General features: G+C 47.6%; 18 protein-coding genes and 3 pseudogenes. 18 read left to right on the top strand and 3 right to left on the bottom strand.

Going from position 1 to position 21,569, the window contains the following annotated elements; translation table 11 throughout:
• The first annotated feature begins 48 nt into the window (after positions 1-48).
• The 3 genes from ACLTOH_RS13410 (at position 49) to ACLTOH_RS13420 (ending at position 4,588) form a co-directional block, all read left to right on the top strand.
• Positions 49-1,221 (top strand): glycoside hydrolase family 88 protein, encoded by a 1,173-nt coding sequence (locus ACLTOH_RS13410; protein WP_337631426.1) that lies wholly within the window; start codon positions 49-51, stop codon positions 1,219-1,221.
• Between the two features lie 319 nt (positions 1,222-1,540).
• The gene (locus ACLTOH_RS13415) at positions 1,541-3,280 is read left to right on the top strand and encodes a DUF2264 domain-containing protein (RefSeq protein ID WP_337631425.1); all 1,740 of its coding nucleotides are present in this window, start codon (positions 1,541-1,543) and stop codon (positions 3,278-3,280) included.
• 600 nt (positions 3,281-3,880) lie between these two features.
• Entirely contained in the window at positions 3,881-4,588 is a 708-nt protein-coding gene (locus tag ACLTOH_RS13420; protein ID WP_227064722.1) for an adaptor protein MecA, read from the top strand.
• A 46-nt stretch (positions 4,589-4,634) separates the two neighbouring features.
• On the opposite strand, the gene ACLTOH_RS13425 is transcribed toward ACLTOH_RS13420, so the two are convergent.
• The gene (locus ACLTOH_RS13425; RefSeq protein WP_337415082.1) at positions 4,635-5,552 is read right to left on the bottom strand and encodes an RluA family pseudouridine synthase; all 918 of its coding nucleotides are present in this window, start codon (positions 5,550-5,552) and stop codon (positions 4,635-4,637) included.
• 231 nt (positions 5,553-5,783) lie between these two features.
• Between ACLTOH_RS13425 and ACLTOH_RS13430 the strand changes: the two genes are divergently transcribed.
• Together ACLTOH_RS13430 and rhaB are read left to right on the top strand one after the other, a co-directional pair.
• Positions 5,784-6,101, top strand: coding sequence for an L-rhamnose mutarotase (locus ACLTOH_RS13430; RefSeq protein WP_227064724.1), 318 nt, complete (start codon positions 5,784-5,786; stop codon positions 6,099-6,101).
• A gap of 19 nt (positions 6,102-6,120) precedes the next feature.
• Positions 6,121-7,530, top strand: a complete 1,410-nt coding sequence (gene rhaB, locus ACLTOH_RS13435) for a rhamnulokinase (RefSeq protein WP_227733773.1) — start codon at positions 6,121-6,123, stop codon at positions 7,528-7,530.
• A gap of 26 nt (positions 7,531-7,556) precedes the next feature.
• Here rhaB and ACLTOH_RS13440 read toward each other — a convergent pair.
• Positions 7,557-7,782: pseudogene (locus ACLTOH_RS13440) on the bottom strand (hypothetical protein).
• A gap of 32 nt (positions 7,783-7,814) precedes the next feature.
• Between ACLTOH_RS13440 and ACLTOH_RS13445 the strand changes: the two are divergent.
• Complete coding sequence (locus ACLTOH_RS13445; protein ID WP_022312463.1) at positions 7,815-9,242, top strand: L-arabinose isomerase; 1,428 nt, start codon at positions 7,815-7,817, stop codon at positions 9,240-9,242.
• Between the two features lie 86 nt (positions 9,243-9,328).
• A complete protein-coding gene (rhaD, locus tag ACLTOH_RS13450) occupies positions 9,329-10,150 on the top strand; it encodes a rhamnulose-1-phosphate aldolase (RefSeq protein WP_022312462.1) in 822 nt (273 codons plus the stop codon).
• 55 nt (positions 10,151-10,205) lie between these two features.
• On the opposite strand, the gene ACLTOH_RS13455 is transcribed toward rhaD, so the two are convergent.
• Entirely contained in the window at positions 10,206-11,186 is a 981-nt protein-coding gene (locus ACLTOH_RS13455; protein ID WP_227064726.1) for an AraC family transcriptional regulator, read from the bottom strand.
• Positions 11,187-11,400: 214 nt separating this feature from the next.
• Between ACLTOH_RS13455 and ACLTOH_RS13460 the strand changes: the two genes are divergently transcribed.
• From ACLTOH_RS13460 to ACLTOH_RS13510, 11 genes and pseudogenes are all read left to right on the top strand, one after another.
• Positions 11,401-12,171: a hypothetical protein gene (locus ACLTOH_RS13460; protein ID WP_227064727.1), complete on the top strand. Its 771-nt coding sequence runs from the start codon at positions 11,401-11,403 to the stop codon at positions 12,169-12,171.
• An 18-nt stretch (positions 12,172-12,189) separates the two neighbouring features.
• A complete protein-coding gene (locus tag ACLTOH_RS13465) occupies positions 12,190-12,978 on the top strand; it encodes a hypothetical protein (RefSeq protein ID WP_262594491.1) in 789 nt (262 codons plus the stop codon).
• Positions 12,959-13,396 (top strand): hypothetical protein, encoded by a 438-nt coding sequence (locus tag ACLTOH_RS13470; RefSeq protein ID WP_117465095.1) that lies wholly within the window; start codon positions 12,959-12,961, stop codon positions 13,394-13,396. The genes ACLTOH_RS13465 and ACLTOH_RS13470 overlap by 20 nt, the downstream gene beginning before the upstream one ends.
• On the top strand, positions 13,332-14,987 hold the full coding sequence (locus tag ACLTOH_RS13475; protein WP_412224249.1) for a DUF6020 family protein: 1,656 nt from the start codon (positions 13,332-13,334) through the stop codon (positions 14,985-14,987). The genes ACLTOH_RS13470 and ACLTOH_RS13475 overlap by 65 nt, the downstream gene beginning before the upstream one ends.
• Before the next feature lie 360 nt (positions 14,988-15,347).
• Positions 15,348-16,781, top strand: a complete 1,434-nt coding sequence (gene proS, locus ACLTOH_RS13480; RefSeq protein ID WP_118504457.1) for a proline--tRNA ligase — start codon at positions 15,348-15,350, stop codon at positions 16,779-16,781.
• A 257-nt stretch (positions 16,782-17,038) separates the two neighbouring features.
• Positions 17,039-17,905 carry an alpha/beta hydrolase gene (locus ACLTOH_RS13485; RefSeq protein WP_412224250.1) on the top strand — a complete coding sequence of 289 codons (867 nt, stop codon included), beginning with the start codon at positions 17,039-17,041 and terminating at the stop codon, positions 17,903-17,905.
• A 40-nt stretch (positions 17,906-17,945) separates the two neighbouring features.
• Positions 17,946-19,031 carry an alpha/beta hydrolase family protein gene (locus ACLTOH_RS13490; protein WP_412224251.1) on the top strand — a complete coding sequence of 362 codons (1,086 nt, stop codon included), beginning with the start codon at positions 17,946-17,948 and terminating at the stop codon, positions 19,029-19,031.
• A gap of 44 nt (positions 19,032-19,075) precedes the next feature.
• Positions 19,076-20,053 carry an exonuclease domain-containing protein gene (locus ACLTOH_RS13495; protein WP_412224252.1) on the top strand — a complete coding sequence of 326 codons (978 nt, stop codon included), beginning with the start codon at positions 19,076-19,078 and terminating at the stop codon, positions 20,051-20,053.
• 42 nt (positions 20,054-20,095) lie between these two features.
• A pseudogene (locus ACLTOH_RS13500) lies at positions 20,096-20,293 on the top strand (L-2-amino-thiazoline-4-carboxylic acid hydrolase); the annotation flags it as partial.
• Between the two features lie 117 nt (positions 20,294-20,410).
• Positions 20,411-21,289, top strand: a complete 879-nt coding sequence (locus ACLTOH_RS13505) for an Abi family protein (RefSeq protein WP_412224253.1) — start codon at positions 20,411-20,413, stop codon at positions 21,287-21,289.
• Between the two features lie 115 nt (positions 21,290-21,404).
• Positions 21,405-21,530: pseudogene (locus ACLTOH_RS13510) on the top strand (helix-turn-helix domain-containing protein); the annotation flags it as partial.
• Positions 21,531-21,569: the final 39 nt, after the last annotated feature.

The raw sequence follows: 21,569 nt of genomic DNA on the forward strand, positions 1-21,569 counted from the left end.
TCACAGGCTTGTATAATAAAAATGCATAATAAGGTAAAGGATAAGACTATGATAACATTTGACGAAAAGAAATATCCGCAGATCACAGATGCGGAGATCAAAGACGCTCTGCAGTTTTCCACGGAGCAGGTAATCCGGGATCTGTCGGAATTTACAGAGAAGTTCCAGAAAGCATACAGCGAGAACGGTTTCTATCAGCCGATTCCGAACAATTACTGGACCTGTGGGTTCTGGACTGGAGAGATCTGGCTGGCTTATGAATATTCTCAGGATGAAAGGCTGAAAAAAGCCGGGGAAGTTCAGGTAAAGAGCTTTTTGGATCGTATAGACAAGAAAATCGAAGTGGATCATCACGATATGGGATTTCTGTATTCCCCTTCCTGCGTGGCAGCTTATAAGCTGACCGGCAGCAAAGAGGGCAGAGAAGCAGCCATCAAGGCAGCAGACCAGCTCATCACCAGATATCATCCGGTAGGGGAGTTTATTCAGGCATGGGGACCCATGGATGCACCGGAGAATTACCACCTGATCATTGACTGTTTACTGAATCTGCCTCTGTTGTACTGGGCATCCGATGAGACTGGAGATCCGAAATACCGTGACATTGCGGAGAAACATATTCATACCGCTGTTGCCAATGTGATCCGTGAGGATTATTCTACCTGGCATACCTTCTTTTTTGATATGAAGACGGGAGCACCGGATCATGGTGCCACCTGTCAGGGATACCGTGACGGTTCCGCCTGGGCGAGAGGTCAGGCCTGGGGCGTCTACGGTATGGCACTGGCTTACCGTTATACCGGAAGAAAAGAATATATTGATCTGTTCCGGCATGTAACAGAGTATTTTCTGGCACATCTGCCCAAAGATCTGGTACCTTACTGGGATCTGGAATTCACCGACGGGGATGACCAGCCGAGAGATTCTTCTTCCGCTTCCATCGCGGCTTGTGGTATGCTGGAAATGGCGAAATATCTGGAGCCGGAAGAAGCAGAGCATTACATTACACTGGCAAAACAGATCATGCGGTCTGTCTATGTGGGCTATGCCGTAAAGGATCCGAAGGAATCCAACGGACTGGTGCTGCACAGCACCTACTCAAACCATTCTCCTTACAATACCTGCAATCATTACGGCGTAGACGAGTGCAATTCCTGGGGAGATTACTTCTACATGGAGGCACTGACCCGGTTATTGAAGGATTGGAGAGAGTACTGGTAGATTATATTAAATTGATATCATACGAAGCCCATACAGATACGCATGCCTTGATGTAAGGTCTCCGAGTGTGGATTTTCTAAAGAAAAGTGGCTTAGTTTTTCTCATTATGACGGGCCCGCCTACAGTCGACATCCATGTCGACGATCGGCTGACGCGAACATCGTGTTCGCTTTCGCCCTGTTGCCAGACCACTTTTCAAGAAAATCTCACACTCTACGACAAACATCTTCGGCATGGCATCCTGTCTGGGCTTCTGTAAGAAGTATTTCTAATATAGGAATATAGTTACTACGTTTGTTATTTTGGAGGGACTAACTGCATGAACTTACATAGCAAAAAAGATTTTCAGGACTGTATGTTATCTATCCTGGAGCCGTTAAAACCCTATTACAGTGAAGAAAAGGCGAGATTGACGTTGGGCGTTACCATGGCACATTATGACATCGGTGCCACATGGATGGAAGCCTTTTCCCGTCCCTTATGGGGACTGGTGCCCTTTTGGGCAGGCGGTGGAAAAGAGCCGGAATTCGAAGAGATCTATCGCAAGGGCCTGACGGCCGGAACCGATGAGAAGAACCCGGAATATTGGGGAGAATGCACCTCTTTTGATCAGAGATTCGTGGAGATGGCAGCCATTTCCTATGGCATTATGTTTGCCCCCGAAGTGGTATGGGATCCTCTCACGGAAGCACAGAAGGAGAATCTCTGCAACTATTTAAATAAGATCAATGAGCATCCTCTGCCGGTGTGTAACTGGATCCTGTTCGCCGTACTGGTGAACATTGCAATGAAAAAGGTGGGACGCCGGTATAGCCCCGAGATGCTGGAAGAATATCTGGAAGGGCTGGAGACCTTCTATCTGGGTGAAGGCTGGTATCAGGACGGAGATTCCGGTCAGAAGGATTACTATATTTCCTTTGCCATCCATTTTTACAGCCTGATCTATGCCGTGATTATGGAGAAAGATGACCCGGAGCGGGCAACAAAATACAAGGCGAGAGCCATGGAATTCGCAAAGCAGTTCATTTACTGGTTCGATGAAGAGGGCGAGGCCATTCCTTTCGGCAGATCCCTGACCTATCGTTTCTCTCAGGTAAGCTTTTTCAGTGTCTGCCTGCTGGCAGGACTGGAGCCGTTCCCGGTTCCCGTGATGAAAGGTCTGATCGCAAGGCATCTGCGCACCTGGCTGAAGCGTCCGATCTTCGACAGAGATCATGTGCTGACCATCGGCTATGGATATCCGAATCTGACCATGGCGGAGCGGTACAATGCCCCCGGTTCTCCTTACTGGGGCATGAAGGTGTTTGCCTTTTTGTTGCTTCCCGATGATCATCCCTTCTGGAGTGTGGAAGAGGCACCATTGCCGAAGCTGGCACCGGCCTGTCCCCAGAAGTATGCCGATCTGTTTGTCTACCATTACGGCAATCACACCACAGCATTTGCACCAGGCGTCTACAGCCCTAACGGACACGGCCAGATCGTGGCAAAATACGGAAAGTTTGCTTATGATACCCGGTTCAGTATCAGCGTGGCAAAGTCCTGCTACGAGCTGCATGAGAATGCCCCGGACAATATGCTGGCGTTCTGGATCGATGGTTATGTCTATGTGCGCCGGATCTGCGAGGAGTCAAAGATCACGGAGAACGGAGTATGGTCGAAGTGGAGTCCCTATCCCGGCATTACGGTAGAGACCACGATCACCCCGGATGCCGGTGGACATACCAGAGTACATAAGATCACCAGCGAGATTGACTGCGTGGCCTACGACTGTGGATTTGCAGTCAGCAGAGGTGATTTTGAAGAGGTCGGCTTTGCGGAAAAGGTGGACGGTATGTCCGCCCAGGCCAGCAACGAATTCTGCAGTTGTACTGTCAGTGCGGTATTGGATGAAAATACACAGGTTAACGAAGTGGCAGACAAGCCGCCCGTAGGCTACATGATCACCGTAGATCCCAACACTAACCTGCTCTACACCAAGACCAAGATCCCCGCAGTGAAATACCATATCAGCAAAGGGGAACAGGAAATCGTGACCAGAGTGGATGCGGAAGTTATCTAGAGGTTTTTGCATTTTAAATTGAGAGTTAGTGAAATAATCCCGTAGCCCTTGGCAGGGTATAAGAAACGCGGCACGCTCGCGCTCTGTCGCAGAGCGTAGCGGTACATAAGCGGTCACAATACGACCGCTAAGTACCGACGTCTGCTTACGGCACTGCTTATTCTTATACCCAGCCGGGGCTACTGGTTTTTTTGAAAGCTTTCCAAAACGCAGAACTCCCGGCGTATGCGGTGCCATGTCGAAGATGTTTGTCGGAGGATGTTGATATTTTCTAGAAAAGTGCTGAAAGGCAGGGGGAAAGCGGACACGATGTCCGCGTCAGCCGATTGTCGACATGGATGTCGACTGTAGGCGGCCCCGTCATGACGAGAATTACTCATCACTTTTCGTAGAAAATTCACATCCGGAGACCTTACATCAAGACATGTGTATCGCATGCTCCGGGAGTTCGTCGGTTTTGCCAATATTCACTAACTTTCAAGTTAATAAGCTTCACAAAAGTTAGTTGTCAGAATAGCTTTATAGTGTTTTCATAATTTGCACAGTGGAAATCACAACATTTTTATGCTATCATACATATAACAGTAAGAGGTGATAGCTATGAAAATAGAACGAATTGATGATAAGACCGTGAAGTGTTTTCTTTCCAACGAAGAGCTGGAAGAGTACGATATTGATTATAAAGATTTTGTGACCCGCAGTGATAAAGCAAAAGAAGTGGTACAGGAGATCATCGAACAGGCAGAGGAAGAGGTAGGCTACAAGCCGCCGAAGTATGCGTTTGACCTGCAGATCATGATGCTGCCGGATGAAGGACTGGTACTGGTATTTTCCGAGAAAGAACCGTTGGAGAACAAAAACGGTGCACAGCTGTTGCAGGCTTTGCAGGAAATGAAACGGGTCTTCGAGGAGAAGAAGGCAGAGATCGGCGCTACGCTGGGAAAACAGGCGAAGGAAGAAACGGAGAACAACGCCGGGAAAAATAAGAAAGCAAAGGGAAAAGCAGAGGAAGCAGCAAAGCCCCAGTTTGCAATTTTTGCCTTCCGCAATATCGGCAGAGTGATCGAATATGCCGCCGTATTACCGGCGAACCTGCGGATCAACAGCACGTTGTACCGGATGGAAGACGGCACCTGCTATGTCTATGTGCAGAAGGGCGGTGCGTCCTACGAGCGCTACAGCAGAGCCTGCATCCAGGCTATGGAATTCGCAGCGTTGTATGCCGCAGACGAGCAGAAGATAAGATATCTGGAAGAACACGGTGAATGCCTGATCCGGGAGAAAGCACTGAAGAAACTGCGTGCATAATACTGCACCATAGGAATCTGTATGACTGCTTGCAGATTAAGCAGATTCAGGATATGCTCCATGGGGTATCTCCCGCTACCATCGCCATATCCTTCGGCAACGGTGCGGTAAAGGACAGTATTTCCCCGGTGATGGGATGGCGGAAGATCAGCTTCCATGCGTGCAGCGCCTGCCTTTGTATCCGTTCCATATCCGGGTTGTACAAATAATCTCCGATCAGGGGATAGCCCAGGTATTTCATATGAATCCGTATCTGATGGGTGCGGCCGGTCTCTAAGATGAGAGAGACCAGGCTGTGCCCATTTTTTTCGTCCAGTACTCTGTAATGCGTAACCGCAGATTCCCCGTTTTCAAAATCCACCGTCCGCTCGATGATCGAGCCTTCCTTGCGCCCTAAGGGTGCGGTGATGGTTCCCTCTAAGGGACGTACCGAGCCTTTTGCAATGGCAAGATATTCCCTCGTGATGCCAGAAGTCGCTTTATTGGCAATCATGGCAGAAAGTATACCGGCGCTGACATAATGCTTCGCCACGATGGTCAGTCCGGAAGTATCCCGGTCCAGGCGGTTGATGCAGCGGAAGATGAAAGGACAGTTCTGCTGTTCAAAATAGTACGCGAGGGCATTCGCCAGGGAATTGTAATAATTGTTCATGGAAGGGTGGATCGGCATTCCCGCAGGCTTGTTGATCACCATAAGATCCGCATCCTCGTAGACAATATTTAATGGCAGATTTACCGGGGGAATCTTCTCAGAAGAATGATTTTCCCGGATATGCAGTGTCAGGGTATCGCCGGGCTGCAGTATATGATTCATAAAGCAGGGAATCCCGTTTGCCAGTACAGCGGAGGGGTCTTTTTTTAACTGCACCAGATTCTGTGAGGAGAAGCCTTTTTGCTTCAGAAAGCGGCTGACCGGCATGGAGACTATGGAATTATCAGCAGTATAAATTAGTGTTCGTTCCATGAAAAACTCTCTTTCTCTATGATTACTCATCATAACATAATTCCTGTATCTTGTGCACAACAGAATGAACGGCGCCATTTTCATTCGGGCAAAATCGGACAGTGCCCGGAGCAAATAATGTCATTTCGAAATCAAAAGTGCAGAGCTACAATAAAAACAGAATCAATGACGATCGGGCGGTCTGTCCGCCCAAAGGTGCATCGGAATACATAGAAAGGTATGGTGGTTAGTATGGAAAAATACGCATGGCGCGGAAAAATTGTACCGGGAATGCAGGAAGAATATAAGAAGAGACATGACAATATCTGGCCGGAGATGAAGGAAGTTCTGGCAAACGCAGGGATAGTGAATTACTCCATCTGGATGCAGGGCGAGGAGCTGTTCGGCTATTATGAATGTGAAAAGGGTGTAGAGTACGCTGCAAAAGTGCAGGCGGAGAGCGATGTAGTGAAAAAATGGGATGAGTATATGAAAGACATTCTGATCATGGAGAAGGATCCTGTTACAGGAGCACAGCCGCTTCTTACACAGGTATTCAGTTTCAGATAAGGGAGGCTGTGGATATCTTATGGAAAAATATTATCTGGCCGTGGATATCGGTGCTTCCAGTGGACGACATATTTTGGGACGCCTGGAGAACGGCAAAATAGAGCTGGAAGAGATCTATCGTTTTGAGAATGGCATGGATCATAAGGACGGAAAGCTTCTGTGGGATGTGAACCGTCTGTTCGGCGAGATCGTTGCCGGCATGAAAAAATGCAAAGAACTGGGAAAGATCCCGGTGAGCATGGCTATTGACACCTGGGCTGTGGATTATGTTCTGTTAGACGAAAAGGATCAAATTCTGGGTGATACTTACGGTTATCGTGATCACCGCACGGATGGCATGGACGCGGAGGTGGCGAAGATCCTGCCGGAGACCGAACTGTATGGAAAAACAGGTATCCAGAAGCAGATTTTCAATACCGTTTATCAGCTGATGGCAGTAAAGCAGCAGACTCCGGAGCTTTTACAGCAGGCAAAGACACTTCTCATGTTGCCGGATTACTTCGGTTTCCGTCTGACGGGCAATAAATTGTCGGAGTACACGAACGGTTCCACGACACAGCTGGTGAATCCCGATACCTTCCAGTGGGATAAGGAGCTGATCCGTAAGCTGGGTTACCCGGAGGATATTTTCCTGCCGCTGCAGATGCCCGGAACGAAAGTGGGCCAGCTGCTTCCGGAGATTCAGAAGGAAGTAGGATTCGATCTGGAAGTGGTACTGTGCGGAAGCCATGACACCGCATCGGCCGTAATGGCAGTTCCTCAGACAGAAGGAGACGGCATTTATATCAGCTCGGGAACCTGGTCTCTCATGGGAATCGAATCCCTGAAACCGGTCATTACAGAGGATGCCGCAGCGGCCAACTTTACCAACGAGGGCGGTTACGATCACCGGTTCCGTTTCCTGAAAAATATTATGGGACTGTGGATGATCCAGTCCGTAAGACACGAATATAACGATGCATACTCTTTTGCACAGCTGTGCGATATGGCAGAGGAAAGCAAGGAGTTCCCTTCCAGAGTGGATGTGAATGACCAGAGTTTTCTCTCTCCGGACAGCATGGTGGAAGCCATCAGACAGTACTGTCATAAGACAGGACAACCGGTACCGGAGTCCGTGGGAGAGCTGACTTCCGTAGTATACCGCAGTCTCGCACAGTCCTACGGAGAGACCGTAAGAGGTCTGGAGAAGATCGCCGGGAAGACCTATGACAGCATCCATATCATCGGGGGCGGTTCCAATGCAGCATATCTGAACCAGTTGACAGCGGATGCTACGGGCAAGACCGTATATGCGGGTCCCGGTGAGGCAACCGCTATCGGCAACCTATTGGCGCAGATGATCCATGCAGGAGATCTTGCAGATCTGAAGAGTGCCAGAAAATGTGTCCGGGAGTCTTTTGAAATTAAGACATTTGCTCCGGCAAAGTAATAAAAATGATGCCAGGGTCAAAAGGTCTAAGCCCACATGAGCTTGCTCATAAGTGGGCGAAAGACCTTAGGACCCGCCCCGATATGAGCATAAAAGTGGGATGATAATCCCACGATATGCGAATATTGGGTAGGGTGCTATGTGCCAGTGGCACATGTTTAGCACGGACCGAAGCGGAGCGTAGAAGTGGGAGTGCGTAGCACGGAGCAATCCGTAGGCATCAAAGTCGGGGGCTTTTGACCCCGACATCATAAAAATAACCTTATAAAAGGAGGAAATTATAAATGTTAGTAAACACAAAGGCAAAGATCGGTGTATTTTCCATCGCTCTGGGAGCATATCTGCCCCAGTTCCCCCAGCTGGTGCCTAATTTTGAGGCACAGTATGAGGATTTCAAGAAGACGATTCCCGATACTGTAGATATCGTTGATGGTGGCATGGTGACCACCAAGGAACAGGCTATGGCAGCAGGTGATAAATTCCGTGCTGCAGACGTAGATCTGGTATTCCTGCAGTTGCTGACCTATGCAACTTCCTATAACGTACTTCCCGCGATCCGTGATCTGGATGTGCCTGTAGTATGTATCAATGTGCAGAAGAAGCTGGCGCCGGACTATGCCAATACCGATATTCCCATCTGGCTGGGTGACCTGTATGCCTGTGGTGCCGTAGGTGAGGCTGTGGCAGACCTGGAGCGTGCAGGCAAGAGACATGCTGTAATCACTGGCGTGGTAGAAGGCGGCGACCCCGAGGTGGCAGCTCAGATCGAAGATTGGTGTAAGGCAGCTCAGGTCCGCAGACGTTTCCGTCAGACCAATATTGCCCAGATCGGCCGCCCTTATCCCGGAATGATGGATCTCTATATCGATGAGACCAACCTTTACAACAGAATGGGCCTGTATACCAAGCAGTTTGACTGGGAAGATATGTGGGCTATTGCAGATGATATTACCGATACCGAAGCTATTAAGGCGAAGGCACAGGACATCATCGATACCTTCGAAGTAGAGGGTGGCGCTACCGCAGATGACGAAGATATTCTGGATATGGCAAAGCATGTGCTTGCTTTCGAGCAGTGGGCGAAGGATGAAGACTTAAGCATGATCGCCTCCCATTATGCCGGTAAGGCACAGGGAGTAGCCGGTAAACTGGATTCCATGCTGATCCCTGCATTTTCCATGCTGATCAAGCAAGGTACCGCATGTGCCGTAGAAGGTGATATGAAAGTAGCCATGGCAATGTCCATTCTGAAGACGATCTCCGGTATGGGACAGTTGTCCGAGATGTACTCCATTGATTTCAACGAGGATATCTGCATCATCGGTCATTCCGGATCCGGCGATGCGGATATCTCTCTGGCACATAAGCCCACCATGAAGATCGTTAAGGTATTCCACGGCAAGGTAGGCGGCGGATATCTGACTCAGTTCTATCCTCCCGTAGGCCCTGTGACCTATCTGGCTATCACGCAGGATAAGGACGGCAACTTCAAGTTCGTTGTGGCAGAAGGCGAGAATCAGTCCGGCCCGATCTTCACTTTCGGTGACACCAATATGCGTACCAAATTCTCAATCCCCTGCAGAGAGTTCGTGAACCGTTGGAGCGAGGCAGGCCCTACCCATCATATGGCAGCGGCAGCCGGCAGACATATTGACACGATCCTGAAGGTTGCTAAAATATTAAATGTGCCGGTAGATATCATTACCAGATAATAGCATTTGTGTAGAAAATGCTTATAATTTTGAAAATTATGTCTGCGGCCGGGAGGTTGCAGACGATAGAAAGGTTAGGTATTATCATGAAATTTTTAGATGCAGAATTTGTACAGGGATTTATCAGAATGGCAGATGACGGCTGGCAGCAAGGCTGGCATGAACGTAACGGCGGCAACCTGTCTTACCGTGTGAAGCCGGAAGAGGTAGAACTGGTAAAGGAGAACTTTGAGCCGAAGGAGTTCCAGCCCATCGGCACCACAGTTCCCGCACTGGCAGGAGAGTATTTCCTGGTGACCGGCAGTGGCAAATATTTTCGTAATGTCAGCATTAAGCCGGAAGATTCTATCTGCATGATCGAACTTGACGACAAGGGTGAGAATTACCGTATCGTATGGGGTCTGGTAAACGGGGGCAGACCTACCTCCGAGCTCCCCAGCCACCTGATGAATCTGGAAGTGAAGAAGCTGCAGGATCCCGACTACCGTGTGGTATATCATGCACATACCACCAATATCATTGCGCTGACCTTCGTGCTTCCTCTGGAGGATAAGGTATTCACCAGAGAACTGTGGGAGATGGCAACCGAGTGCCCCGTAGTATTCCCGGATGGTGTGGGCGTAGTGCCCTGGATGGTACCGGGCGGCAGAGAGATCGCAGTAGCTACCTCCGAACTGATGAAGAAATACGATCTGGCCATCTGGGCACATCATGGAACCTTTGCCGCAGGCAAAGACTTCGACCTGACCTTCGGTCTGATGCATACCGTAGAAAAATCCGCAGAAATTCTGGTGAAGATGTTGTCCATGCAGCCGAATAAGAGACAGACCATTACCCCCGATGATTTTCGCCATCTGGCAAAGGACTTCGGTGTGACCCTTCCGGAAGAGTTCTTATATGAAAAATAACGATCCGAGGGACACACGAAGGAGCCTCGAACCGTTATATCTTGAATGCCTGACGTTATCGGCGCGATTTTAAACGCGCCTCGTTAGGTGTCATATCATACATTTTTTTGAACTGTTTGTAGAAGAAGTTCTGATTCTCATAGCCTACAGACAGGGCAATCTCAGACACCGGCAGCGCGGTGTGGGACAGCTGATTCATAGCGACTCGCATACGCTGCCGTGTTTGTATTTCCTTAAAGGTAGTGCCGGAATATTTTTTGATCATACGGCTCAGGGAAGAGGGGGTGTACCCGATCTGTGCAGCCAGTTCGTGAAGAGTTCCGGTATCATAATGCTCCGCCAGGTATCTGCGTACCACCACCATCAGGACATTGCTCTGCTCATCTTTCTGGTCTAATAAAATATTTTCCGCATTGCTTAAGATATGCATGAACAGCAGGGCAAAGGTGTGTTCCGAGAGCTTATGCCAGTTCTGAGGCTGCTGTAACAGAAGGAAGACCGCATTGTGGATGAGGTTCTGGATGCAGGGATTGTCGGAGACGGTAAAGTACAGATACTGACCGACACAACTGTCACCTTCCAGCGCATTGATGATAAAATCCGCCAGAATATTATCCTTGTTGATCAAAGTCAGGATATTCTGGAAATAGGCGGGGCGGATGATGATGTTAATGCCCAGATCTTCCTGGCCGCAGGCTATTACCGCATGTTCGATATGTTGGTTCATAAATAGAAGTTCCCCGGGGCGGAGACAGATCTCTTCTTCATTTATGACATGTGTGACAGAACCGGAGAGACAATAAAAGATCTCCACGTAATCATGTTTATGCTTTGGAAAATCCACAAAGCGGGTGTGGCGACGCAGAGTAATATCATCTTCGGAGTGTTCCAAAAATTTATCACTCTCTACTACAAAATCCTGTTTGCTGGTGTAGAGATTCTTCTGAACGGCAATATTACCGTCTAAAATCTGTTGTTCCTCCGGTGTGATATAGGCCGGATCCAGAAAATTGTTCTCATACATATCGATCGTCATTCCTTTCAGCAACCCGCAATTTTGAACTTCGGGCAGGTTTTTCGACTGAGTTTATTTTACAGGAAAGAGACAAAAACCTCAAGATGTGTGCAAAAAGTGATTCTGCATTGCACGTGTCATTTTTGTGTTGTATATTAATAATGATTGTGAACAATAAGCAGCTTTGCACCGGCAGTCCAAAGTGTGCAGGTTGTGGAAAGATATGAGGATTTGTATGGCAGATACCACAGTTAAAAAGATCATCTGCAGTTCCTGTGGGGCAGAATTTGAGGATACCCTTCCGAAGTGTCCCTATTGCGGAAGCCTGAATTACAAGGGCGCCGAAGCGGAATATCTGGGGAAGCTGGAAAGCATGCGGCAGGATATGCAGCAGTTGGAGCAGGTACCGGAGAAGGAACTGAAGAAAAAACTGAAAAAGAAACAGAAATTTGTGATTAAGCTTCTGATCTTATTGGCGGCATTGGCAGCGATACTTGCGGTAATTGTGTTCCGGGTGCAGTATATAGAACCCAGGGATGCCAGAGCAGATTATCTGTGGGAAAAAGAGAACTTTCCGATACTGGACCGTCTCTATCAGGAGAAGGATCTGGAAGCACTGATGGATTTTTATGAGCAGGCTGTCGAAGAGAACAGAACCATAGACCGATGGGAACACAGTGGTATTTTCCGCTGGCTCATGAGCTGTCGGGATGCGAGGGAATATCTGGCACTGGAGCAGAGTGGAGAGACTTTGAATGAGTATCAGCAGGCATTGCTGCTGGATGATTATTGGATGATGCGGGGACTGGACTACAGCGAGGTCATTCTGACGGAGAAAGACAGGGAGTATATCCGTCCTTATGTGGAAGCAACCCTGAACAGTCTGGCAGACCGTTATACGTTTACCGCAGAAGAAGAGAAAAAATTCGAGGATAGTCTGCGAAATAATTACGGTTATCCCAGATATGAGGATTGCGAGGAATACATTAAGAAGCATAACGAATAGGAAAGGATCATAAAAGCAATGATGAAATGTAAATATTGCGGGGGCAATCTGACATTGGAGCAGGCATATTGTCCGCATTGCGGAAGACCGAATGAAGAAGCCGCACAGCATGTCAAGGACATGGAGCATTACAAGAGCAACTTTGAGGATACCAAAAGTGATGTCTATGAAGTGGCGGAGAAAAATACGGAGATCATGTCACATATGATAATCATCACAGTGCTGGTGATCCTGTGTGTGGTGGTGTTTGTAGTATCTGCACGTAGTTGGAGCATCCACAGAGGCTTGCTGCAGTTTGATGCAGGGATCCGGCAGAGCAGCTATATGAAACAGATGGAACAATATCTGGAAGATGAGGATTACATAGGTTTATCAGCTTTTTGCGACAGGCATTACATCCGGCCTTATAGCAGTAATAATAATTATGAAAAATATCAGCTGCTCATGGAAGCCAGCGGAGCGTATCGTTACTTTTATGAAAGTCTGATGAAGGCAGTTACTATCAACTCTGGCAATGTATCCATACTTCCCGGTCTGTATGAAGATATTTCGGATTATTACGAGCAGCTGGAAAGGATTCTGCATCCTGTGGATAATGATTATAGGGCAAAACAATATCGGGAACTGCCGGAGGAGCAGAAGGAAGCCATTCTCCGGATGGAAGAGAATGAAAAGGCACTGCTGCAGACCTATTTTGGCATGACCCCGGAAGAGGCAGAGAATTTCGGTACGATGTCAAATGCACAAAAAATCTTATTCCTGGAAGAAAAAGGCGAGGTGATGGGTTATGGTAAATCTGAAGAGTAAGCTGAAACAGGCACAGAAGCAGAGAGGCGCGCTGCTTGTGATGAATCTTGTGATCATAGCCCTGTGCCTGATATTGTTTTGGGGAACCATTCATATGTTCCGGCAATTAAATGACGCCTTTTCCCGTCCTGCGAAGACCAACTGGATGGAGAATAATGTACAGAGTGAAAATTATGCTTATTTAGTAGTAAATTATCATGAGGATATGGTGTACGGCGGCTTGCTGTCCGGAACGAAAAAGGAATGCTATGGTGTGGCGAGATATTTTGAGGCGGCGTCCATGTATAAGGCATTTCTTCAGACCGGAGATACGGAGCGAGCTGCCAGAGAAAAGGAGAAGATGGATGCCGCATATGAAGAAATGGGTGACTGGAATATTGCAGCGGACAGCATCCGGGAAAGACTTGGACTGGACTGACAGATTTGCTGTAGGAATACCTGCGATATTACTGGCAACCTGTCAGACAGTGGGATGCCGGATCAGTATAGAATACCATACTTCCGTACATAGAACGATGCAGTCTTGGCTGGAACAGGTTCCTATAGCAGGCTGGATTTTATGGTGGATAGCAGAGACATTACTTTTTGGACAGATGCTGCGATGGCTGTTTGTACATGCAGGGAGAGACAAGGCAGTTCAGGAGGACGGTATCGGGAAAGGTATCGGAAAGAGAATATTTTTTATTTTTGCAGGATTGTTGATAGCCTGGCTGCCGGTGCTCCTTTCCAATGATCCCGGATTTTATAATTATGATATTTATGGGCAGGTGCCTCAGGTGATGTATCCGGAGGTGCCGTATAATACACACCATTCGTTACTCAGCACGTTGGTCATGGGAGGCGTTATCACATTAGGATACCGGATCTTCGGGACGATGGAGAAGGCAGTATTTCTGCACTCCTGCTTCCAGATGACACTTTGTGCGGCGGCCTTTTCCTACAGTCTGGATTTCTGGTATCGGCGATTGAATAGAAAGTGGCTGTTGGGAGTCGGATTTTGTTTTTATGCTTTTCTGCCGACGATTGCCTTGTTTTCCGTCAGTACGACCAAGGATGTGGTATGCTCTCTGGCACTTTTTATTGCATTTCACCTGTTGTATGAATTGTATGAGAATACGGAGGGATTTTTTCGGAAGAAAGAGAAAATCGCAGCATTATCGTGCAGCCTGATCGTGGGAGCGCTGTATCGGAAAAATGTAATTTATGCGGTTTTTCTTTATCTGGTGTTGTGCGCGGTTTTCTGTAAAAAGCAGAAAAGAAAGATCATTTCACTGTTTGCGGGAACGATTCTGCTGACCATGCTATTGTCTGTGGGAATGGAAACTCTGCTCCATGCGGAAAAAGGTTCCGCGGTAGAGGCTCTGTGTGTACCGCTCCAGCAGATTGCAAGGGTATATACAGATAAGGGAGAAGCGGCGTTTGACAGTGAGGAATTGCAGCTGCTGGATCAGATCATGGACAGAGAACAGTGGTCACAATATAATCCGTTTCTGGCAGACCGGATCAAAAATTATGTGAATAATGAAGAACTTCTTCAAAATAAGTGGGAGTATCTGAGACTATGGTTCCGAAAAGGATGGCAGTATCCGGGATGTTATCTGAGAGCCTTTTTGGATAATACGTATCAGGCCTGGTATCCGGGGACATCGGTTGTGGATGATCCGGACGGTGATATTTATTACTTTGATTTCGAGGGAAGAAATGTACTGGAAATGAAGACGATCAGTCCCCGGCTGACAGAATTTTATCGTAAGATATCGCTGAAATATTATTACCAGAAAATTCCAGTGATCCGTGCGTTGTTTGCAATCGGCACCTATTTCTGGCTGGCAGTGATCCTGTTTTTCTACGGTATCCGGCGGCGGAGGGCAGAGATATGGAACAGCTGGCTGCTGGTTCTGGCACTGTGCCTTACGGTCTTTCTGGGCCCCATATCCCTGGTGCGTTATTATCTGCTTTTATTTTATGCAGCTCCGGCAGGTATCTTCTTATTAGCAGATAGACCTTGACAAATCACGGAAGCATGCACTACAATTACTTGCATACGACAATGACGATGAAAAGGATCAGTACGATCGGAAAGCATCCCAGAGAGAGGGGAAGGACACGGTGACGTGCGGCTGGGAACCCCTTATGACAGAGGATCGGAAACCTCCCTTGGAGTCCTGTGCGAGACGCAATGTACCTGGAAGCGGCGAAGCATAGCGTAGAACCGGCGTTAACGGTGACAGAGCAGGATACATATTTGTATCAATCAGGGTGGTACCGCCGAGTGATCGGTCCCTTTTTCGGGAGCGATGACCCGGCGTTTTTCGTTTCCGTAGATCGTATGAGCAGTTTATTTTCAGAAAAAGAAAAGGAGAGAGAAAATGGCAGACAAGAAAATGGTAGAAGCGATCACTTCCATGGAAGAAGATTTCGCCCAGTGGTATACCGATGTAGTGAAGAAAGCAGAGCTGTGTGATTACACCAGCGTAAAAGGATGTATGGTAATTAAGCCCGCAGGCTATGCGATCTGGGAGCTGATCCAGAAGGAACTGGATGCAAGATTCAAAGCAGTCGGAGTACAGAATGTATATCTTCCCATGTTCATTCCTGAGTCCCTGTTGGATAAGGAGAAGGATCATGTAGAAGGTTTCGCACCCGAAGTAGCATGGGTTACCCAGGGAGGATTAAACGAGCTTCCTGAGAGACTCTGTGTCAGACCTACTTCAGAGACCCTGTTCTGTGATTTCTATAAGAATGACATCCATTCCTACAGAGACCTGCCTAAGGTATACAATCAGTGGTGTTCCGTGGTACGTTGGGAGAAGGAGACCAGACCTTTCCTGCGTTCCAGAGAGTTCCTGTGGCAGGAAGGACATACCGCACATGCTACTGCAGAAGAATCTCAGGAGAGAACTCTGCAGATGCTGAATGTATATGCGAAGTTCCTGGAGGAGGTTCTGGCTATCCCCGCGATCAAGGGACAGAAGACCGAGAAGGAGAAATTCGCAGGTGCAGTTGCAACCTATACGGTAGAAGCGCTGATGCATGACGGCAAGGCACTGCAGTCCGGTACCAGCCATAACTTCGGTGACGGTTTCGCCAAGGCTTTTGGCATCCAGTTCGCAGACAAGGACAATACTTTAAAATATGTACATCAGACCTCCTGGGGTATGACCACCCGTCTGATCGGAGCACTGATCATGGTACACGGTGATAACGAAGGTCTGGTGATCCCTCCCCGTGTGGCACCCATCCAGATCTGCATTGTACCCGTTATGCAGAAAAAGGAAGGCGTTCTCGACAAGGCGTATGAGCTGAGAGACCGCCTGGCGAAGAATTTCCGTGTCAAGGTAGATGACAGTGACAAGACCCCCGGCTTCAAGTTCGCAGAGGCTGAGATGAGAGGTTATCCGATTCGTGTGGAGATCGGACCTAAGGATATCGAGGCAGGCAAGTGTGTGATCTGCCGCCGTGATACCAGAGAGAAGACCGAGGTAGCTCTGGAGGATCTGGAGACCAAGGCAGCCGAGATCCTGGAGACCATGCAGAAGGAAATGCTGGAGAGAGCAAGAGCACATCGTGACAGCCATACTTATGTGGCACATAACATGGAAGAGTTCGAGCAGATCTTCAACGAAAAGTCCGGATTCGTCAAGGCTATGTGGTGCGGATGTCAGGAATGCGAAGACAAGATCAAGGAAAAGCTTGCTGTTACCAGCCGCTGCATGCCTTTTGAACAGGAACAGATCGCAGATACCTGCGTATGTTGTGGAAAACCTGCGAAAAAGATGGTATACTGGGGAAGAGCATACTAAGATAATATGTAACTATTCAGAGCTATGTAAATATCGTCAAATATTCGTCGAATGCTGGCATTCGTAAGAATATTTTATGATATTTATAGGGCGAAGTAACCACATGAGCAAAAAGAAGCTCCATAGGAGCGTTTTGCGAATGGGGTTCTGAATAGTTATGAAAATATTAATAAGGCAGACGAAGACGCAGGCCGGTAGTATTGCTACATGGTCTGCGCCTTATTTTTCAATGATAATGCTCGGAAATGAGGAAAAATATGATCTATAATACATTTGAACTGCATCAGGAGGGATCCCTTCCGGGAGCACATTTAGTTACCTATATTCAGGAGTATTCGGATGCAATGGCAATTAACGACAGACCTCTGATCCTGTTGTGCCCGGGAGGCGGCTATACAAGAACCTCCGACAGAGAGGCGGAGCCCATGGCACTGAAATTCCTGGCGATGGGATATCATGCAGCAGTGCTGCGCTATTCCTGCGCTCCAGCGGAATATCCTACTTCCTTAAAGGAACTGGCTTACAGCATCAAGCTCCTGCGGGAGCATGCGAAAGAGTGGCACATAGATCCTCACAAGATTGTAGTGGAGGGCTGCTCTGCGGGAGGACACCTGGCAGCCAGCCTTGGGGTGTTCTGGGATGAAGATTTTCTGGCAGAGAGCCAGGGACTTTCGGCATCCGAGCATGAGCTGCTGCGTCCGGACGGACTGCTGTTATGCTATCCGGTCATCACTTCCGGAGAGTTTGCCCACAGAGGATCTTTTGAGAATCTGTTAGGAAGCAGACAGGAGGAGCTGGGAGAGAAGCTGTCCCTGGAGAAACAGGTAACAAATAAAGTGCCGAAGACCTTCATCTGGCATACCTTTGCGGATCAGTCGGTACCGGTGGAAAATTCCCTGCTGTTCGTCAGCGCTCTCCGCAGAGCCGGAGTGCCCACAGAATTCCATATGTATGAAAAGGGAGCGCACGGACTGGCACTGGCGGATAAGCTGACAGAGACCAACGATGGCAGAGCCGTACAGGAGGAATGCACCTCATGGATCCGGCTGGCGCATACCTGGCTGGAGAGCCTTTTTGCAGGAGACGTGGAAGACGGACTGCACGCACAGGGCAGAGAATGGTAAGAATAGCAATAAGAGAAAATGAAAAACGCAAGGAGCAGTCATGGAACAGGCAGATACGATCATTCAGATCCCTCATTTCTACGGAAGTCTGAAAGGAATGCAGAACAAATTTGATAAATATGCAAGGCAGGATGCTTTCACAGGGTCCACCAGAGAGGAATGGGAAAGTTGGAAAGAGACTTCCAGAGAGACATTAAAAGACCTTCTGGGATGGAAATATATGGAGACCTGTGATCTGGACCCCCGCGTGGAAGAAGTCGTGGAGCTGGAGAACGGCATTCGTCGGGAAAAAGTGATCCTTCAGGTAGAGCCGGAAGTGTATATGCCTATGTATATACTGATCCCGCCGAAGCAGAGCGAAGAGAAGCAGAAATGTTTTCTTGCCCTTCCTGGGCATCAGGGAGCAGGTAAATTCAGCGTGGCAGGACGCAATGATATTCCCGCGGTAAAACGGATGATCGAATTCTACCATTATGATTACGGTATGCAGCTGGCGAAGCGTGGTTATGTGGCAATCTGTCCGGACTGCAGAGGCTTCGGAGAACGCAGGGATGAGGCATTGCAGAAAGGAACGGATGAGAAGTCCTTCCTGACCAGTACCTGTTTTCATCTGGCACATATGGCTGAGCCTTTGGGAGAGACCGTGGCAGGTATGTGTACCTGGGATGCTTCCCGGCTGATCGATTATGTCTACGAACGGGGCGAATGGGATACTGATGATTTAGGCGTCGTGGGATTTTCCGGCGGTGGTATGCAGACGCTTTGGATCTCTGCTTTGGATGACCGTGTGAAAAAATGTATCATCAGCGGATATCTCTATGGATATCGTGACGCATTGTTATTACTCAACGGTAATTGCAGCTGTAATTATGTTCCCCATCTGTGGGAACACTTTGATATGGGAGATATTGCATCGCTCATTGCGCCGAGACCGCTGGCGGTTCAGTCCTGCCGGGATGACCATCTGAACGGTCCCAGAGGACTGATGAATGTGACGGAGCAGTTAGATATTGTGCGGAAGGCTTACAGTCTATACGGAAAAGAGGAATATCCGCTCCACGATGTCAGAGAGGGAGACCACTGCTGGCATGAAGAGGTATTGGATATCGCCCTGCCAACACTGTAAGACATTTATAACCCCTGTTAGTAGTTAAAAATATGGAGGAACGTATGGAATATATCGTTCTGGATCTGGAATGGAATCAGAGTAACACCGGCAAAGAGGATGCTGTGGAGAAGCTGCCTTTTGAAATCATAGAGATCGGTGCCATCAAACTGAATAATGAACGTGTCATGGTCAGCGAATTCAATGAACTGATCAAGCCACATGTCTACCATGAGATGCACAAGATCACCAGCAAACTGATCCATATTCAGATGCAGGAGCTGGAACGTGGGAGACCATTCCCGGAGGTCGGAGGAGATTTTGTCAGATGGTGCGGACAGGAGGAGTATCTGTTCTGTACCTGGGGCACGCTGGATCTGACGGAGTTACAGCGGAATATGGCATATTATGAGATGCCGCTTCTGGCACCAGGGCCGCTACCCTATCTGGATGTGCAGAAGCTGTTCGCCATTGCCTATGAGGAGCGCAAGATCCGCAGAAATCTGGAATATGCCATTGATTTTCTGCATATTGAGAAGGATATTCCCTTCCACCGGGCGTTCAGTGATGCCTACTATACGGCAAAGATCCTGATCCGGATCCTGGAGGAGCACCCGGAGGTAGTGGTGAATCTGTCCTACGATACCTTCTGTCCTCCGAAGGACCGTGGGGATGAGGTGAAAGCGCAGTTTGATACCTATGTAAAATATATTTCCAGAGAATTTAAGGACAAGACAGAAGCCTTCGCAGATAAGGAAGTCGTGTCCAGCAAATGTTATCTCTGCCATCGTAATCTGCGCAAGAAGATCAAATGGTTCAGCGCCAACGGCAGGCATTATTACTGCGTGGCTTATTGCGAGAAGCACGGCTATCTCAAGGGCAAGATCCGGGTACGCAAGGCATATGACGGCGGCGTATATATCGTCAAGACCACGAAGCTGATTCCTAAGGAAGAGGCAGAAGCTATTGCGGCCCGCAGAGATCACGCCAGAGAAGTGCGCAAGAGACATAAGCACAGCAAGGCGAGGGATGCCGGGGAATAGGGACAGAATATGCAAATTACATTTTAGAGGGAGGATGGCAGCGGCTACGAGGCAAGATTTACGACCTGCGGAATCTGTACCCTTATGAAGGAACTGGGACTTACTGAGCTGATCCCTGCCATGTGCCAGTTTGACTACACCATGAGCGAGGCGGGCGGTGTCACCAATTTTGTCAGGGAATACACCCTGGCTTCCGGCGGATATTATTGCGACTGCGGGTATAAGAAAAAGTTTAAGTAATTTGAAATAATCATTGTATTTTTACAACATATAGAATATACTAAAAATAACAGAACCCAACACGCCTCTCAACGATGCGGACCACGTTGGGTCTTTTAATTTTAAGGGGGAAAATATATGGGGGAACTAAAGCAACATCCATTACCGATGACAATAGACGAACAAATAGAAAACTTGAAATCACTTGGCTTAATTATTGAGAATGAGGAATATGCCAAGAAGATATTAAATGACATATCCTATTTCCGATTAATTAAGGCGTATAGTTTAGGATTTAAACCTAAAAATGGGAAATATGAAGAAGGCGTAACATTTGAGCAGATTGTAGAGTTATATCTGTTCAATGCTAATTTCAGACAAGTGACATTTGCTGAGATAGAAAAAATAGAAGTAAATGTCAGATGCAGAATTGCAAATTATTTTGCGGAAGTTTATGGAGTTCTTGGATATATGGAACCCCAAAATTTTGTGGACGAAGAATATCATCGGGCATTTATGGCTGATATCGAAGAGGAGGTTCGGAGAAACTCAAAGGCGCCGTTTGTGAGAAATTTCAAAACTAATTATGCAGGTGGAAATTTGCCTATATATGCGTTGGTGGAGGTATTTAGTTTTGGCACTCTTTCAAAATTTTACAAAAACATGAAAAATGCTGACAAAAAGGCAGTTGCCAAGAGTTTTGGAATTGGATATACATATCTGGAAAGTTGGTTGGAGAGCATTTCTTATGTTCGCAATGTTTGTGCGCATTATGGGAGGTTGTATAATGCAAAACTTTCAAAGACGCCTATTCTTTACAAAGAATATACACAAGCCGGTATAGGAAACAATAGAATGTTTGGTGTATTATTGTGTATGAAACAGATTTTAAAGAATGACAAGCATTGGAATCTTTATGTAGATCAAATAGAATTGCTAATAGATAAATATGAAAAAGTAGATGTGAAAACGATGGGTTTTCCGGATGACTGGAAGAAATTGGTGGAACAGAAATAGGTGTAATAGAAGAGTATACAATGGAAAACACAGTAGATACCGGGATTCTACTTCCGGGAGGTGTACTTATTTCTGAAAAGAGAATAGTATGATCTCAGACACAGGAGGTAAGCACATGGATCTCGTCAAGATAGGAAAATATATTGCAGGCAAAAGAAAAGACTTAGGTATGACGCAGAAGCAGCTCGCCGAAAAACTGGGTATGAGTGACAAATCCGTATCCAAGTGGGAGCGGGGAGTTTCCCATAGTTAAAGATACCACACCAAATATGATGAACCC

The organism is Waltera sp., assembly GCF_046969025.1.
Classification (GTDB): domain Bacteria; phylum Bacillota; class Clostridia; order Lachnospirales; family Lachnospiraceae; genus Acetatifactor; species Acetatifactor acetigignens.